This is a genomic window from Brevibacillus laterosporus, from assembly GCF_030489605.1.
In the GTDB taxonomy this organism is placed as follows: Bacteria; Bacillota; Bacilli; order Brevibacillales; family Brevibacillaceae; genus Brevibacillus_B; species Brevibacillus_B laterosporus_E.
On record NZ_JAUKFY010000003.1, the window covers coordinates 340076 to 356052 of the forward strand.

The window sequence follows — 15977 nt, forward strand, 5'->3', positions numbered from 1 at the left end:
GCGGTTTTCTAACATGTTTTTTTCTTTTTTTCTTAAACCAGCATTTACAAACCAACTCTACCTTCTTCTTCTTAGGATGATGATGGCATTTACTCATGTGTCTCACCTCCATCGTCTGACTTACTACATACTATGTTGTCGTTCACAACTTGTACTAGTCAAAAGACATTTCTTTGCTAAATTGGATAGATGTGAAGGTAAAGTAATTTAGAGATTCTGCACACGAAGCGCTCGAAAGCAAAATAAAGACCGCTGAATCGCAATCAAGATTAATAAAAAAGTCTACGAGGAATCACTCGTAGACTTTTTGCCTTGTTTATTTTTAAATATATTACATTTCCTTATCCTTTTTATTTAAAATGTTATCCTCCAACACAGCGAACTTATCTCCGTATTCCTTGATAAGATGCTTCTCTCCCCATACACATAAGGAATCTAATATCGGCTTTAAGCTCCACCCGTACTCGCTTAGTTCATACTCCACCTTTGGAGGAACCTGATTATAACTAATTCGATTTATAATGCCATCCTGCTCTAATTCTCTAAGCTGTTGGGTTAACATTTTTTGTGTAATGCCAGGCATAATCCGTTTTAATTCGCTTGTGCGTTTTTTCCCATGTGTTAAATGGCAAAGAATTACACATTTCCACTTTCCACCAATAACCTCTAAGGTAGCTTCGACAGTGATATTATATTTTTTCTTAATCACAGCTATCCCTCCTAAATATGTCCATAGGAACTTTTTAGTGCCTATGTTACTTTTTAGTGAGTATGTTACTTTATTGTTCGTATATTACTTTATAGTGCGTACTGTTCATTTTCATTATCTTAAATCATAATAGCATGTACCGGCCGGTTATACCATACTGTAGGAGTGAAGTGAATGTTCTTAGATCAAAAAAGAAGCACGCTGGCGCTCCTTGCGTTAGCGATTAGTGCATTTGCAATTGGAACAACGGAATTCATCAGCGTGGGACTACTTCCGCTTATCGCTGACGATTTAAATATATCCGTCTCAACATCTGCGTTAACCGTTACTTTATATGCGTTAGGGGTTACCTTTGGAGCTCCGATTTTAACCTCCCTAACCTCTGGCATCCCACGAAAAACCTTATTATTGTGGATCATGCTAGTGTTTATTATAGGAAATACTCTTGCCGCCACTGCGAATGGGATTGTCGTATTGTTGCTAGCAAGAATCATCTCCGCGTTGTCCCATGGTGTATTTATGTCAATCGGCTCCACTATCGCTGCTGATCTGGTACCAGAAAATCGCAGGGCTAGTGCAATCGCCTTTATGTTTTCAGGACTTACAGTAGCGACCGTCACCGGAGTTCCCTTAGGCACATTTATCGGACAGCAATTAGGTTGGCGTGCCGCTTTTATCGGAATTGTCGCAGTTGGCATCTTAGCTTTCGTAGCCAATACCATTTTAATTCCTTCCGATTTGCGTAAAGGGACCAAAACACCGCTGCGAGAACAGCTTACACTGGTTACTAACGGGAGATTGCTTCTTGCCTTTCTCATTACTGCTATTGGGTATGGTGGCACATTTGTTGTCTTTACGTATTTATCACCATTACTTCATGATATAACTGGCTTTAAGGAAACGACTGTTGCCGTTATTCTTTTTGGCTATGGAATTGCTATTGCGATTGGAAACATCATTGGTGGAAAAGCAGCTAACCGCAAACCTATTTCCGCCTTATTCTATATGTTTGCTATGCAATCTATCGTACTCTTCATCCTAACGTTCACCGCACCGTTTAAAGCTGTCGGATTGGCAACAATTCTCCTCATGGGCTTGTTAGCTTTTATGAACGTGCCCGGATTGCAGGTCTATGTCGTCATGCTGGCTGAACGTTATGCACCGAAAGCAGTAGATGTAGCTTCGGCTATGAATATCGCCGCCTTCAACGCAGGTATCGCAATCGGAGCATATCTGGGCGGAATCGTTACTGACAAGCTTGGACTGATTCATACCCCCTGGGTAGGAGCATTGATGGTTTTAGGAGCCGTACTTTTAACAGGTTTGGCTCGCAGCCTGGAAAGAAAAGATAAGACTGCCAACAAGAATGAGCTAGCTCGCCTGTAAACGTCCCATGTTTTGAAGATCGCTTTTGATTAAAAGGCAAGGGCTCTCTTGATGATATGTTTGTTAATGATCATTTTGTACAGCGTTTTTCCAACACATCATTATGTAAAAAATTACGTAGGAGGCTATTCAGATGGCAAAAAATTTACAAGATACAACAACACTGCACAACGGTACTAAAATGCCTTGGTTTGGAATTGGCGTATTTAAAGTAGAAGAAGGCTCTGAGCTGGTAGCAGCAGTTAAATCAGCTATTAAGCATGGTTACCGCAGTATCGATACGGCTGCTATATATGGAAATGAAACAAGTGTGGGCCAGGCGATTCGCGAAGGCATTCAAGAAGCAAACATCTCCAGAGAAGACCTCTTTGTGACCTCAAAGGTTTGGAATGCCGATCTGGGATACGAAGCCACACTAGCTGCCTTCGAAACAAGTCTAAATAAACTCGGCTTAGAATACCTAGATTTGTATCTCATTCATTGGCCTGTGAAAGGTAAATATAAGGATGCTTGGCGAGCGCTAGAGAAACTATATAAGGATGGACGTGTAAAAGCAATCGGGGTCAGTAATTTTCAAATCCATCATCTTGAAGACCTGATGGGGAAAGCTGAAATCAAGCCTATGATAAACCAAGTGGAATTTCATCCATATCTGACGCAAAAGGAATTGATTACTTTCTGCCGGACGCATGATATTCAAATGGAAGCATGGTCTCCATTAATGCAGGGCCAGTTGTTAGATAACCCGGTGTTACAAGAAATTGCTGATAAACACGGTAAAACAGTTGCACAGGTCATCCTGCGCTGGGACCTCCAGCATGGTGTTGTCACAATTCCGAAGTCTACTAAGGAGCATCGAATTGTTGAAAATGCATCCGTGTTTGATTTCGAGTTAACACAAGAAGAGATGGATCGCATTGATGCTTTGAATCAAAATCATCGAGTCGGTCCAGATCCGGACAACTTTGATTTTTAGGGCATGGCCTTACTAAGCCGTCATTTCTTTTTTAAGAGAAATGACGGCATTATTATTTTTACATGACCAATATACGTAAGCATCTTTTTCATGTTCAGCCCTGAGAACTGTGGAAATACAAGCAACAGAATTGCACCTACGCCTGCTCCGCTGGTAACCCCCACAATTTGCGGATCAGCCAAAGGATTTCGAACAGCGCTTTGCCTTTTATCAAACAACAAAGACAGTCCAAAACTTTTTAAAGTAAGTTTCGAACTGTCTTTACAGTTATAGAAAAAGCTTTTTATTGAGTCATCCCCATCATCTGTTTCATGTCCTCCTGCGCATGTCCGATCAGTTTAACATTAAACAAATCCTGCAAAACGGTTAGCACGCCTGGTTGAATAAATTCAGGCAGCTTTGGACCAATTCGAATATCCTTGATTCCCAAGCTGAACAACCCGAGCAGGATAGCCACTGCCTTCTGTTCAAACCAGGAAAGCACAATGCTAACCGGCAAATCGTTGACCTCACAGCCAAATGCGTCTGCCAAAGCAGCTGCAATCTTAATTGTAGATACAGAGTTGTTGCACTGCCCTAAATCAATGTAGCGGGGAATATCGGTTCCTGGCACTGTTCCGAAGTCCACATCATTAAAACGGAACTTTCCACAGGACGTGGTAAGAATAACCGTTTCCTTTGGCAAAGAAGTGGCCAATTCCCGGTAGTACTCGCCGCCTTTCCCCGGTGCGTCACACCCTGCGATTACGAAGAAGCGTTTGATCTTGCCTGCTTTCACAGCATCAATAATCTCTGGTGCAAGCCCTAATACCGTCTCATGATGGTATCCGGTAGTTAAAGTGTGATCTGATTCGATATTTGCTTCTGGCAGGGAGAGTGCTTTTTCGATCAGTGGAGCAAAATCGTCGTTTTCAATCTTAGTCACTCCCTCCAATCCAGCGACATCGTAGAAGTAAAACCGGTCAGCGTAACTGCCTTTTATCGGCATAACGCAGTTTGTAGTCGCAAGAATCGCTCCTGGAAACTCCTCAAACAGCCGTCGTTGGTCGTACCACGCTTTGCCGATGTTTCCTTTTAAATGCGGGTACTTTTTCAAGGCAGGATATCCGTGAGCAGGCAGCATCTCGGAATGAGTGAAGATGTTTATGCCCTTTCCCTCTGTCTGTTTCAGCAATTCCTCCAGCGCAAATAAATTATGTCCGGTAACCACAATGCATTTGCCTTCGATTTTATTTTGCGATACGGTCACGGGCTGCGGAATGCCGAAGTGCTCGGTATGCGCTTTGTCCAATAGCTCCATCACCTTGATTGCGGCCTGACCTACCTTCATCGCCATTTTTAGATGCTCATCCAAATTAAAGTTAACGTTAGTCAAAGTGAAATATAGCGCTTCCTGAGTGATTCCATCCACTTCAGAGTCGATATAACCCAGTTGCCGAGCATGAGTTGCATACGCTGCAATCCCTTTTAACGCAAAAACGATCGTGTCTTGAATGCTAGCCAATTCCTCTGTTTTCCCACAGACACCGATCACCTTACACCCACCGCTTGGGGTTTGTTCGCATTGGTAACAGAACATCACGATCTCTCCTTTTCTCTTCTACTCTTTATGAGTTGATTATAAAAATCAGCCGTTCTATTCGATGTGATACGGCTCACAAAAAGGGTGGAGAAACGGTGACAAGCGAATGGGAAAAATTTATTAAGCTCTCCGCAGCCTCTAACTGCAAGGGATGAAAAAAGAACCTTCGATCTAAGATAGATCAAAGGTTCTTTTTTTTCTTGCCAATAATACTATTATTTACGTAGCTTTTTATTTTCTCCCTGTTTTTCCAATAATCGCTGTTCAGTCTCTTTATCATAGAAGCAATTATCCAGTAATAAAAAATGTTGCTTACACTTTTTCATTACATACCTTTGTTTCTATATCCAAAGAATTAGCTATAGGCCGGTTCTTTTTCACTTAGACCAAGCGTCTGAGCTGTTGAAGCAAGAATCTCATGGAAAAGATCTGGGTTTTCCACTAGTGACACGCCATAAGAAGGAATCATTTCTTTAATTTTCGATTCCCAATCTTTCATATGTTGCGGGAAGCATTTTTCTAATACCTCCAGCATAACGTGAACGCAAGTAGAAGCACCCGGAGAAGCGCCTAGCAATGCAGCTATCGAGCCGTCAGCGGCACTAACCACTTCCGTACCAAATTGAAGCGTTCCTTTACCGCCAGCTTCAGTATCTTTGATAACTTGCACACGTTGACCCGCTACCACGATATACCAATCCTCGCTTTTGGCGTTCGGGATAAACTCGCGCAATTCTTCCATGCGCTTTTCATTCGATAACATAACCTGCTGGATCAGGTATTTTGTCAGTGCCATCTCTTTTACGCCTGCCGCCAACATAGTGAGGACATTATTCGGTTTTACGGAACCTATCAAATCAAAATTGGAACCCGTTTTTAGGAATTTTGGTGAGAAGCCGGCAAACGGTCCAAACAGCAATGTTTTTTTGTTGTCGATATATCTTGTATCAAGATGCGGTACAGACATTGGAGGAGCTCCAACCTTAGCTTTACCGTATACTTTAGCGTGGTGCTTCTCTACAACTTCCGGATTGTTACATACCATAAATAGTCCGCTTACCGGGAATCCTCCAATATGTTTTGACTCAGGTATACCGGTTTTTTGAAGTAAAGGCAGACTTCCGCCGCCACCGCCGATAAAGACGAATTTTGCCGTATGGTGTTGGATTTTACCGGTATTGATATCATGCACTTTTACTTCCCACAAGCCGTCGCTAGTACGCTTGATATCCTTAACGGTATGCTTGTAGTTAATTTCGACATTTTTACTTTGTAAGTGATCAAACAGCATACGTGTTAAGGCACCAAAATTGACATCTGTTCCAGAGTCGATTTTGGTTGCCGCTATCGGTTCATCTGATGTACGGCCTTCCATGATAAGCGGAATCCATTCCTTCAGTTTTTCAGGATCATCGGAAAATTCCATCCCTTGGAACAGCGGATTGTTTGAAAGCGCTTCAAAACGTTTTTTCAAAAATGTTACATTTGTTTCCCCTTGAACCAAGCTCATATGAGGAATAGGCATGATAAAGTCCTGTGGATTACGAATCAGATTGCTTTCTACAAGGTAGGACCAAAACTGTCTGGAAAGCTGAAACTGTTCATTAATTTTTATCGCTTTTTTAATATCTATAGATCCGTCAGATTTTTCGGATGTATAGTTAAGCTCGCACAGTGCGGAATGGCCTGTACCTGCATTATTCCATTCGTTAGAGCTTTCTTCCCCTGCGTTTGCGAGTTTTTCAAACACTTTGATTTCCCATTCGGGTGCTAACTCCTTGAGCAATGATCCCAAAGTCGCGCTCATGATTCCCGCACCAATTAAAATAACGTCTGTTTTTTGCTGCATGTTGCTCATTGTTATCTCTCCATCCCCTATATTGGCAAAAAAGAGTAGGCGCTTCAGCTTAGTTGTCACAAAGCAAGGCGCCGCCTAGGAATACACCTTTTCTGTCTCAATTATAACCATACCATAGTCTATTATAATTATTTATAGCCCAAAATATCTACTATTATGATAATTATAAACCATTTAAGGCTGGTAAAAAAGTGAGAAGTCCGTCACAAAACTCAGGGAACGCATAAAAACCAAGGCCGCACCTCAGCTTTTGCAAGGGTTAAGGCTTTGGTTTGCTGTTATTAGTGATCAGACATTCTTTCATTTTTGTTATGATTTTGTAGTACGGTTCTTCGCTTGTTTTTTACTGGTAAACAATTATTTTCATCGGTTTAAAAGGATACTTGTTCCAGCTTCTTTCTGTATTTCGACATCTGTATTACTTTAATTGCAGGCCGGATCAGTATCTTTTTTTCTAATTGTCCGACCATATTTTAACAGCCTCAGCTTCTGACCCGTTTGCAAGGAATCTGCACGGTTTCTTTAAAGTTCAGTCCGCATTTCGAAAACCATTCGATTTGTTTCATGCGATTTAAGGTCTGTTCGTCGAGCTGCATGGTGTCAATCCTCCCTATATGCTTCTTGGTTCTTTATAGGCGAAGTTGTTTAGTGAAGATCTGACGCTGTTACTAAAAAAGTTCTTGTATCAGCTCTGGATAAGAACTTTTTGATGACGGTTTGATGATGGGTTTTCAAGCTATGTGCGATACTGATTATTGCGATATTCTTTGGGTGTATGAAAGTCCTTTTGGCGTCTAACTAGAATACAGAGAACAATAGGTATGTGCAAAGTTCCCCGCCAGCAGATCTTCCTTCCGAATATAAAATTGCAGTTCTCCGGCATCCCACCAGCAAAAACCGACCTCCTGATCCGAATCTAGCGCCAGCAGCAAAAGCGTATCGCGGACTTCCTGCTCTGCCTTGTCAGAATCGCCGTTCAAATGTACCGTTATCCGTTCCATGGCCGCCTTTACGGAATAGTTATATTCCTTACCGGTCAACAGCCGAAGTGCCGCTTCGTATTCGCAATCTCCATGCTGGGTTGCCGGATAACCGAACAAGACTCCAAGGTCGCTTGAGTTCCCTCCGGTCAACTCATAGCATAACTCTTCGTATTGCTCGTAATCATGCTCATCATCCTCCACCTGCTCGTACTCGACATAGCCGTAATTGGGCGGCTCAATCGTGGCTCTGGGAGTCACCCGGTAACCGACGAATTCCTCCTCGAGCGCCGTCACTTCGGGCGAAGATTGACGCTGGGCTTCCTGCAGCTCCTCCTCTTGTAGATACAGCACCTTGTGTTCAATATGATAAGAAGGTTCATCCACCCCAACGAAAAAATAAAGCATGCCTGCCTCTGGAAGCAGGGAAGACTCATCATGAGACGCCAATTCACGCAGACGTAGCTGGGCTAAGAACGTCATGGGCGTCCCGTTAGAATCAAGCGGCCATTCCGCGTTAGGCGGCAGATCCGGATCGCCCCCAATGCGGGATGAGCATATATCCTTGTAATTCTCCAGCTCTTTCTTGGACAAGCGAATGCCTTGGCGCACAGACTTTTCCAAATAATCCATCGCATGCTCGAAATGATTTTCCTGAACAATTCGCTCAAGCTTTTTCTTATTGTTCTCTCTTAACATTGCCTTCACCATCCTTGTTATTTAAGTTGTACTATTTGAAAGAATATTCTGAATTAATGTATGCATAGGCAATTAAATTGTAACATAAGGAAAGGAAAAGTAACTCTCCTCGTTGTTAGTTTATAGAAATAAGTGAGTTGAGAAAAAGATTTTCAGTATGCTTCCAGTATGATTCATTTCCCCGAGATTGTTCTTTTATTCATGTGCACAGCCATTATTGACGTTACTATTTATAATAGGGGGAAGATACCAAGCGCTATACAAACTGCGGCTTTTGGGTCGAAGCCTGCTCGAATTTGCTAGCGATTTCACCAATTTAGTTATCCGCAGAGAGCTCTAATAGAGAGATATTGAAATCCTATTATTCAAACTACTGGAGGAACGTATGATATTTATGCTTTTGATGGCTGGAGCCGCCGTGAATGTCGCCTTATGTGTCATCGCGGGGGGCGTGGTTTTTGTAGGTGGTGTGTTCTTCCTGATTGGGTTACCTGCATCCAAGTCCTCGAAAAAATGGTTATCGCCCGACCTGATAAAATTTGCACTCACGGTCTTTTTGACTTTGCTAACTTTGATTATATATATGGTGATTACTTTCTGGAGCGCGCGAACTGGGGGAACATTGGCGTTCTCTCGTTCTGTTCCAACCAACGCCTATATGGATCAGGCCAAGAATCTGATACTTTTGGGAGGAGTACAAGGTGCCTTCTCACTCCTTGCTTTTAAATGGCTGCTGCCGGGTTTAATTGGGGAACTTGGATTAAGTAAAAAGCATATATGGGGAATTTCAGCCGGAGGAATAGTAACGATCGCGGGCGGCAGTGTCGCGTGGCTGGCGTCGATGTAACCCTTAGTTATTCCCCTCACTCTCGATATTTTAATAGTCCCAACTTAAAAAGAAAGGTGGATATGTATGATATACCTCTGCGCTTGTCCAGAACCAGGGATGGGGAACTGGTATTTTGAAACCGATCAAAAAGGTATCGCCTACAGGCAAATCATTATTCAAGAAGACGGAAGTTGGATTACTTCTCATCGGAAGCATGAGCAATTTCATTACATGTTGGCCGAACATCCCCTTGATCTCGATGATACTTACTATGAGAAAATTCCTAAAGCAAAATTCGAGGAACTATGGTCTCGCTTCCTACAATCCACAATGGATGATTGGAATCAAATAAAGCGAAGTCTTCCCATCGGAACCAAGGTAGAGGGTGAAATTGAGGCTTTTTTTCCACAAGGGACGTTGGTTAACTTGGTAGAAGAACAGGCGACAGGATTGGCTGATACCGAATCTTTAAGAAAAGGAACCCCTCCGGAATGGATGTATCCCGGACATAGGATGATTGCCATTGTAAATGGTTACGATGAAATGAATCAATGGGTGGTACTGGATCAGGCACGAATTTTTGAGGACAAAAGCCGCTAAGTTTTTATGAAAAATAATAGTTGTGGAGGCTGAAGGGGAGAAAACGCTTAGAGTCGGTTCCTACCCATATCTCTCCTTCAGTCCTGCGGCAAGTTTTTTCCAGCGTATCCCCTCTGCGGTTTTCTGGAGCTTCGGATCGTTTTGCTCCAGCCAGTAATCGCCATCCAGCAGCTCGTACATATCCAGGTGTTCTGAAATATTAATTTAGAGTTTGTTATATTAAAGTGTGTGTTTGATCCCTAAATAGTTCAAACTACAATTCCATTTGAATAAGAACTTTTCAAAATTTCATAATAAAAGACTATCCATCAGTAGATAACTACCTTAGGATAGCCTTCAAATCCGTTGCCTTTACTTGTGGTAAGGTTCACCTTAACGGATCTATCGGCGAAAAGTAAGAAGGAGCTGCCACAGAACATCTCATTCCAGCAAAAGTAGTTTTACTGTGTGTCTATGAATAGCGTTTTCGCATTGGCTGCTGTTCATTCGGACTCAGTACCGCCAGTGTTTATTACGCCTCTAGGCTCCACCAACATGATATGGCATTCCTTTTCGGCGAAAGGCTTATGATCGGCTCCCCCCGGGACAATAAACATCTCACCCTTGGAAATTTTCACTTGGCCATCACGAAAAGCAATGAACATCTCTCCTTCGAGCACAATAAATACCTTATCCGTCCCTTGATGCTCGTGCCACATAAAATCCCCAGCAATCTTAATGAGCTTAAATTGATAGTCATTTATTTCAGCAATGACTTTCGGAGACCAGAGATCGTTGAATGTAGATAGCTTCTCATTCAGATTAATAGCTTGGTAATGCATATATGAATCCCTCCTCATTTTTCTCGCTTTTTTAGAGCTTACGCAAGGCACTTGTTATATTTTGTAAAGCGTATTCGATAGCTAATGGGCCACCAGTAATAGCGGACACATCCATTAAATGAACATTTCTTTTCTTAACGGCATTGAGATTATTCCATACATTGCTTTGTTTTAAGTCATTCATTAATTTTTCCTTTTTGGTAATGTCACCGATAAGGAAAATATGGTCTGCTTCAACAGTTGATATTCCTTCAAACGTAGTAAATTTATTAGTCGTACCTTTAAATATATGGTCTGGTGTAAGTCCCAGTCCCTTCTCTTTATCAAACGCAAGTATATAGACCGGATTTCCTTCACCTAGGACATTAAACGTTTTTCCATCCCACGACAATATAAGGGCTACTGACTCTCCTTCAATCGATTTTAATGCTTCGCGCCCAGTTGTGATTTCTTTCATCATTTTATCAATGACTTTTTCCGCTTCATCTTCTTTTCCAATAATCTCGGCTACTGTACGGAGTCCATATTGCCAATCGTCATAGATGTCCTTGGATTTTAACGTAATGACTGGCGCAATCTTTCCTAGTGAATCATACATTTTTTCATGATTCTCAGTTGCTAAAATAATGTCAGGCTCTATCGATAGGATTTTTTCAATATTAGGTGATAATTTTTCTCCTAATTCATCAGCAGAATCCAGCTTTCCTTTTAAATAGGTTAAAGAAGATAGATACTCTTTTTCAGTAGAAGCAGCAGGCGGCTCACCTAATGCAATTAGTATTTCAGGATAAAAATACCATAATGAAGCAATATTCTCTGGTTGTTTCTCAATAACAATTTCTTTACCTAAGGCATCCTTAAATGTTCTTGGCCATTCAGTTGTATCTACCTTACCTGCTGTTGTAGATGCGCCTTCTGTCGTTGATCCTTTATTTTCAGCAGGTGTTTCATTACAACCTCCCAGTATGCCTGCTACTAATAACATGGAGATTAGCAGGCCTTTCATCTTTTGCATACGAAAATTCCTCCAACATCATGTTATCTTTCGTTTGCCATTAGTATAGAAAAAGAATTTTTAGATGAGAATGGATGCTTGTTGAAATTAGCATGGATTATTGATGAACTTCTCTCGATATTCAGTAGGAGAGATACCAAGTTGTTTCTTGAACACTCTACTAAAATAAAACGGGTCAGCAATTCCAACCGTTTGCGCAATTTGTTGTACAGACGCTCCACTTGTAAATAGCATTTCTTGCGCCATGTTTATACGATGTTTTAATATGTATTCCGCTGGTCCCATACCTGCATGTCTTTTAAATACATAAGACAGTCGATTTCGATTCACGTTATGTTGTTCTGCAAGCGATGCTATTGTAAGGCTTTGATCATAGTATTCATGAATATAATGAGATACCCGTTCGAACAAAGTTTGTGATTCACAGCTATTCTGCCTATTCACAACACATAATAAGGTTTCATTCAGTACATCACGAAACAGCATTTCGGTCTGAAACATCGAAATGCCACCAGGCTGATTATACACATGCCAAAGGCGCATAATTAATTCAATCAGACGAGGAGATTGACCCGTTGATAATTCAAAATGCTGATGGGAAAAGCTTGTCTCTTCTAGTTCTGAGTTATATATCCGGTATAAAACAAGGATATATTCCCAGTTTGTGTTACCGAACATTTTTTGAGCTAGTTTCATTCTTGCACCGCCATGCACAACTTTTCCTGGTGAGAAGATATAAGGCGTTCCATTAAATTGAAATTGTACCTTCCCTGTAAGTGGAAACACAAACCCAGGAAAAGAATCTGTATGTTCAGCGTAAGGTACACCTTGATTTTTCGCATATCGATATACTCCTTCTACTTGAAAAGGAATGTGTGCCAAATGCTCCGCTAACTGATTAACATCGATTTTCAAGTTGCATACCTCATTTCAATAGTCGTTTGCCGGTAATACGTAAGATCGATCGTTGTACATCCTGTGCAGCTTCTTGATCAGAAGCAGATGAGGACTCTTGTTTATTTTACCATTATTGATAACGATTATCATTGTTAAGCTGTGCGGACAATAAAAATGCCGCACCCGCTAATGTTCAAGCAGCGGGTAACGGCAAGTGTAAAGATAACTTTTCTGCTCACGGAACTTTGGACCAAAAAAAGACATCCTATTGGACGCTTTGGCTAGTTTTTTTCCTCCGACAAATATTGTTCAAGCTGATCAAAGGTCCCCCCGAAGCCCTGCTTCATGGAATCGAACATCCCCTCAAAGAAGTTGCGCTCTTCTTCAGTAGCATTGATCGGTCGGCTGCAAAGGGTTATTTGGGTTGTACCATTATTATCGCTCATCGTTACCTTATTTCGGATTTCGAGCGGGATCAAATCACTGAATGGAGACCTGACAATGTTTCCTGCCTCATCCGAAAAGCAGTTGATCCAGACAATCTTCTCGGGAGCCTTGATCTCCTGGTACACAAATTTACCCCACATTCGATTGCCACCAGGAGCTTGCATACTGTAGTGGAAAAATCCGCCCTCACGAAAATCGAGATGCTTTACACTTATTTCAAACCCTTTCGGCCCCCACCAGTGCTTCAGGTGCTCTGCTTCAGTCCATACTTGGAATACAAGTTCGCGTGGCGCATGAATCTCACGCGTTATTACTAACTCTTTGCTTTCCGAGTTGGGCGTCATATCGATTCCTCCATCAATCAGTATTCACTTTTAATTTATTATAAGTGCTTGGACGAGATGCCGTGCCCAACCGCGATTACTGACACCGCCAATATTATTAAACAAAGTTAATGCCTTTAAACATACCCACCCAGTTAAATATATAAATCTAATCATTACGAACTTTATTTCAAGGCAACTACTTTGTTAATGCTTGTAAATACTTGCCGTTACTTATGATAAGGCTCCCCCCGACTAATCCGAAACGCCCGATAAATCTGCTCCACCAGCACCAACCGCATCAATTGATGGGGAAATGTCATCTTAGAAAACGACAGCTTCGCATCCGCTCGCTTCAACACCTCATCTGCCAGCCCCAGCGATCCGCCAATCACAAACGCCACCTGACTTCGTCCGTGCAGCGCTAGCTTGTCCATTTCGCTAGATAGCTTCTCAGACGACCACATCTGCCCCTCGATAGCCAGCGCGATCACGTAATGGTCCTGCTTGATATGCGCTAATATCCGCTCGCCTTCCTTGCGCTTGACCTGCTCCATTTCCGTAGCACTTAACTCTTCCGGGGCTTTCTCATCGTTTACCTCGATGACATTTAGCTTGCAATAGGCCGACAGGCGCTTGACATACTCGGCAATGCCTTCCTTTAGATACTTCTCTTTTAGCTTCCCGACCGTAATAATCGTAATCTGCACTTCTCCTACATTCCCTTCACATGCAATAGCACGATTTTGCCTGGTTGTTTACATTCCATGCAGGTGGCTGGGATTTCTCCTAATTCTACTTCATCTATGGAAAACGTATCTGGTGCCACATCGTGATAATTCACATAATCGTCCAGCTCCGTTTCAATATGCTCCATACAGCTCACACGGATTGGATGCTCCTCATGAAGTGGTGTTTCTTTTCCTTGAATCACGATTGTTTTAGCCATGATGTGATATACCCCCGCTTTATAGTAAGTCGTCTCTCATAATCAGCTATGAGATCGGTTTTAGATTCATGCTCAGATTGCTTGATTTTCTCACTCTCCTAGTCTACCCCAGATAAGCAATGAATCAAAGGTGGATGAGCATAAAAAGACAGCTCTTTCATAAGCCGTCCCAAAAGCAAGATAAAATTGAGTCTTTTTTAATCGATTATTTTCAATTTAAACAACTGCTAGCCAAACACAAATTTACTGCCTTACTGACAGCCAGACACAAAAAGAGCCGGTTTTCACCATGTAAGGATGCAACCAGCTTTCTGTCTAGCTCAAAATCTCCATCGTCTTTCATATCTATGATCATTCTAATTATTGTTCTTCCTCTTCATCTAAAGCCTCAGGGTAGTATCTTTTAATAATGTCATTGGTAGTTTCTTTACTAGTTGCGTGTATAAATCTTGAGTAAACCTCTACCCCGGTTGTTAACTCTGAATCGTTAAGCTCAAATGCGCGGAGTGTTTACAAATTGATCCTTAACTTGTTCACCGTAGTAATTTAGATATTCATGTTCAGCCTTTTTTGCATATTCTTCTGCCAATTTGCAAGCCTGTTCAGTATCTGTAGCTTTCACTATTATGATGCTTTCCTCCAAAAGTTTATTATCCTTGCTTACGTAATAATCGGCATTTATTTTATCGGGAAGTGGAGAGCCTGAATGGATAGATTCAAATAGAACCTTTACTGAATACCATTTCATTCTGCATTCATTCGATATAGCATTTTCCATACAAATCTCTCCTTTCATCAATTACGACTTTTAGGTATGTTAACGAAAAGCTACCCCTGAAGTGGGTTCAAGTAAGCCCATTATTACTTATCGAATTGATCACCTGATGTAACCGTTTTTTGAGTTTGGAATAGATCATCATTTCATTTGTCTTGCGTTAATGTTAGAATATTGATGTAATTATCTCACTTTTATAGGTAAGGAGGAAATACCCGATGAAAAAGAGATCGATTAAATATTTATCTTTTGGTATTGGGTATTCTACCGCTGTTTTTTTCTAGAATTGATTATTGACGGGATAAGTCTGTCTAAAATCAAGAAAGACTAAAAAACAGTGAAAATATATGACATATCCATAAGTTATATTTTTTCTATTTAAAAGGAGACTTTTACAATGAATAATCAAGTAATTAAAAGATATAACCCAGAAAATATAGCGAAACCTGTCGGGAACTATAGTCATGTAACAAAGATAAGCAGAAATGCTGAAATGTATGTATTTTCTGGTCAAATTGGTATAGATCAAAACAATACTATACCCACAGATTTTAATCAACAAGTAACAAATACAATGAATAATATCGTTAAAATCCTTTCTTCTCAAAATTTGACTCCTGATCATGTCATTAAGGTTAATATTTGGGCCACGGAAGAAATTGATTGGGAGCATTTCGATGAGGTTTGGAATAAAGTATTCGGTGCCACGCCTCCTTCAATGACGATTGCTTACGTTAAAGGATTAGGTTTACCTGAATTAAAAATTGAACTAGATGTTTGGGCAGCAGGTTGATTTTAGTAACTCTAAAAAAGGCTGTCTTCATAGCCATCAAGTTAAGACCTTAATATAAAAAGATAAAAAATGACCATCCTTATTCAGTGTAAATCTGAAAATGAAGGATGGTCTTTGCTTTGTTGTCCTAATTCTCTCCTCAAAAAATCGATTGGAGAAAAAGCATAGTATCTTTCTCGTATAAAATTTAATACGCCCGTGTATTAAATGCCAAGCCCGAGTAATTATCCATCATCGATGCTTGTATTGGAATGAGCGAGAAATTACCTGATGGGGCTTTTTTGTACATGCTAAAATTTATGCTGGCAAGTAAAAATGCACTGGTTTTCTCATTCCCA

At 41.1% G+C, this 15977-nt stretch carries 17 protein-coding genes; 5 read left to right on the forward strand and 12 right to left on the reverse strand.

Features of this window, described 5'->3' with window-relative positions:
- Positions 1–331: 331 nt before the first annotated feature.
- The gene (locus QZ995_RS05155) at positions 332–706 is read right to left on the reverse strand and encodes a winged helix-turn-helix transcriptional regulator (protein WP_437124719.1); all 375 of its coding nucleotides are present in this window, start codon (positions 704–706) and stop codon (positions 332–334) included.
- A 177-nt stretch (positions 707–883) separates the two neighbouring features.
- On the opposite strand from QZ995_RS05155, the gene QZ995_RS05160 reads away from it, so the two are divergent.
- Both QZ995_RS05160 and QZ995_RS05165 read left to right on the forward strand, forming a co-directional pair.
- The gene (locus tag QZ995_RS05160) at positions 884–2095 is read left to right on the forward strand and encodes an MFS transporter (protein ID WP_301803934.1); all 1212 of its coding nucleotides are present in this window, start codon (positions 884–886) and stop codon (positions 2093–2095) included.
- 133 nt (positions 2096–2228) lie between these two features.
- Entirely contained in the window at positions 2229–3071 is an 843-nt protein-coding gene (locus QZ995_RS05165) for an aldo/keto reductase (RefSeq protein ID WP_301803935.1), read from the forward strand.
- A 20-nt stretch (positions 3072–3091) separates the two neighbouring features.
- Here the strand turns inward: QZ995_RS05165 and QZ995_RS05170 are convergent, their stop codons facing one another.
- From QZ995_RS05170 to QZ995_RS05185, 4 genes are all read right to left on the reverse strand, one after another.
- Positions 3092–3292, reverse strand: a complete 201-nt coding sequence (locus QZ995_RS05170) for an iron chelate uptake ABC transporter family permease subunit (RefSeq protein ID WP_366919677.1) — start codon at positions 3290–3292, stop codon at positions 3092–3094.
- 62 nt (positions 3293–3354) lie between these two features.
- Positions 3355–4650: a hydroxylamine reductase gene (gene hcp / locus QZ995_RS05175; protein ID WP_301803939.1), complete on the reverse strand. Its 1296-nt coding sequence runs from the start codon at positions 4648–4650 to the stop codon at positions 3355–3357.
- 358 nt (positions 4651–5008) lie between these two features.
- Complete coding sequence (locus QZ995_RS05180) at positions 5009–6532, reverse strand: malate:quinone oxidoreductase (protein WP_301804110.1); 1524 nt, start codon at positions 6530–6532, stop codon at positions 5009–5011.
- 773 nt (positions 6533–7305) lie between these two features.
- On the reverse strand, positions 7306–8190 hold the full coding sequence (locus QZ995_RS05185) for a YwqG family protein (protein ID WP_301803941.1): 885 nt from the start codon (positions 8188–8190) through the stop codon (positions 7306–7308).
- A 385-nt stretch (positions 8191–8575) separates the two neighbouring features.
- Between QZ995_RS05185 and QZ995_RS05190 the strand changes: the two genes are divergently transcribed.
- Both QZ995_RS05190 and QZ995_RS05195 read left to right on the forward strand, forming a co-directional pair.
- Positions 8576–9037 carry a hypothetical protein gene (locus QZ995_RS05190; protein WP_301803944.1) on the forward strand — a complete coding sequence of 154 codons (462 nt, stop codon included), beginning with the start codon at positions 8576–8578 and terminating at the stop codon, positions 9035–9037.
- A gap of 66 nt (positions 9038–9103) precedes the next feature.
- Entirely contained in the window at positions 9104–9619 is a 516-nt protein-coding gene (locus QZ995_RS05195; protein WP_301803946.1) for a hypothetical protein, read from the forward strand.
- Between the two features lie 482 nt (positions 9620–10101).
- Here QZ995_RS05195 and QZ995_RS05200 read toward each other — a convergent pair whose 3' ends face one another.
- The 7 genes from QZ995_RS05200 to QZ995_RS05230 all read right to left on the reverse strand — a co-directional run bounded on the left by QZ995_RS05200 (position 10102) and on the right by QZ995_RS05230 (position 14849).
- A complete protein-coding gene (locus QZ995_RS05200; RefSeq protein ID WP_003333727.1) occupies positions 10102–10440 on the reverse strand; it encodes a cupin domain-containing protein in 339 nt (112 codons plus the stop codon).
- A 31-nt stretch (positions 10441–10471) separates the two neighbouring features.
- Positions 10472–11455 (reverse strand): ABC transporter substrate-binding protein, encoded by a 984-nt coding sequence (locus tag QZ995_RS05205; RefSeq protein WP_003333728.1) that lies wholly within the window; start codon positions 11453–11455, stop codon positions 10472–10474.
- Positions 11456–11542: 87 nt separating this feature from the next.
- On the reverse strand, positions 11543–12370 hold the full coding sequence (locus QZ995_RS05210) for a helix-turn-helix transcriptional regulator (RefSeq protein WP_301803964.1): 828 nt from the start codon (positions 12368–12370) through the stop codon (positions 11543–11545).
- Positions 12371–12633: 263 nt separating this feature from the next.
- The gene (locus tag QZ995_RS05215; protein ID WP_301803966.1) at positions 12634–13143 is read right to left on the reverse strand and encodes an SRPBCC family protein; all 510 of its coding nucleotides are present in this window, start codon (positions 13141–13143) and stop codon (positions 12634–12636) included.
- A gap of 209 nt (positions 13144–13352) precedes the next feature.
- Positions 13353–13832: a 23S rRNA (pseudouridine(1915)-N(3))-methyltransferase RlmH gene (gene rlmH, locus QZ995_RS05220; protein ID WP_301803967.1), complete on the reverse strand. Its 480-nt coding sequence runs from the start codon at positions 13830–13832 to the stop codon at positions 13353–13355.
- A 5-nt stretch (positions 13833–13837) separates the two neighbouring features.
- Positions 13838–14071, reverse strand: coding sequence for a CxxH/CxxC protein (locus QZ995_RS05225; protein ID WP_003334028.1), 234 nt, complete (start codon positions 14069–14071; stop codon positions 13838–13840).
- Between the two features lie 493 nt (positions 14072–14564).
- Positions 14565–14849 (reverse strand): DUF4288 domain-containing protein, encoded by a 285-nt coding sequence (locus QZ995_RS05230; protein WP_301803971.1) that lies wholly within the window; start codon positions 14847–14849, stop codon positions 14565–14567.
- Between the two features lie 394 nt (positions 14850–15243).
- Here QZ995_RS05230 and QZ995_RS05235 point away from each other — a divergent pair, with 394 nt between their 5' ends.
- Positions 15244–15639, forward strand: a complete 396-nt coding sequence (locus tag QZ995_RS05235) for a RidA family protein (protein ID WP_301803973.1) — start codon at positions 15244–15246, stop codon at positions 15637–15639.
- Positions 15640–15977 lie beyond the last annotated feature (338 nt).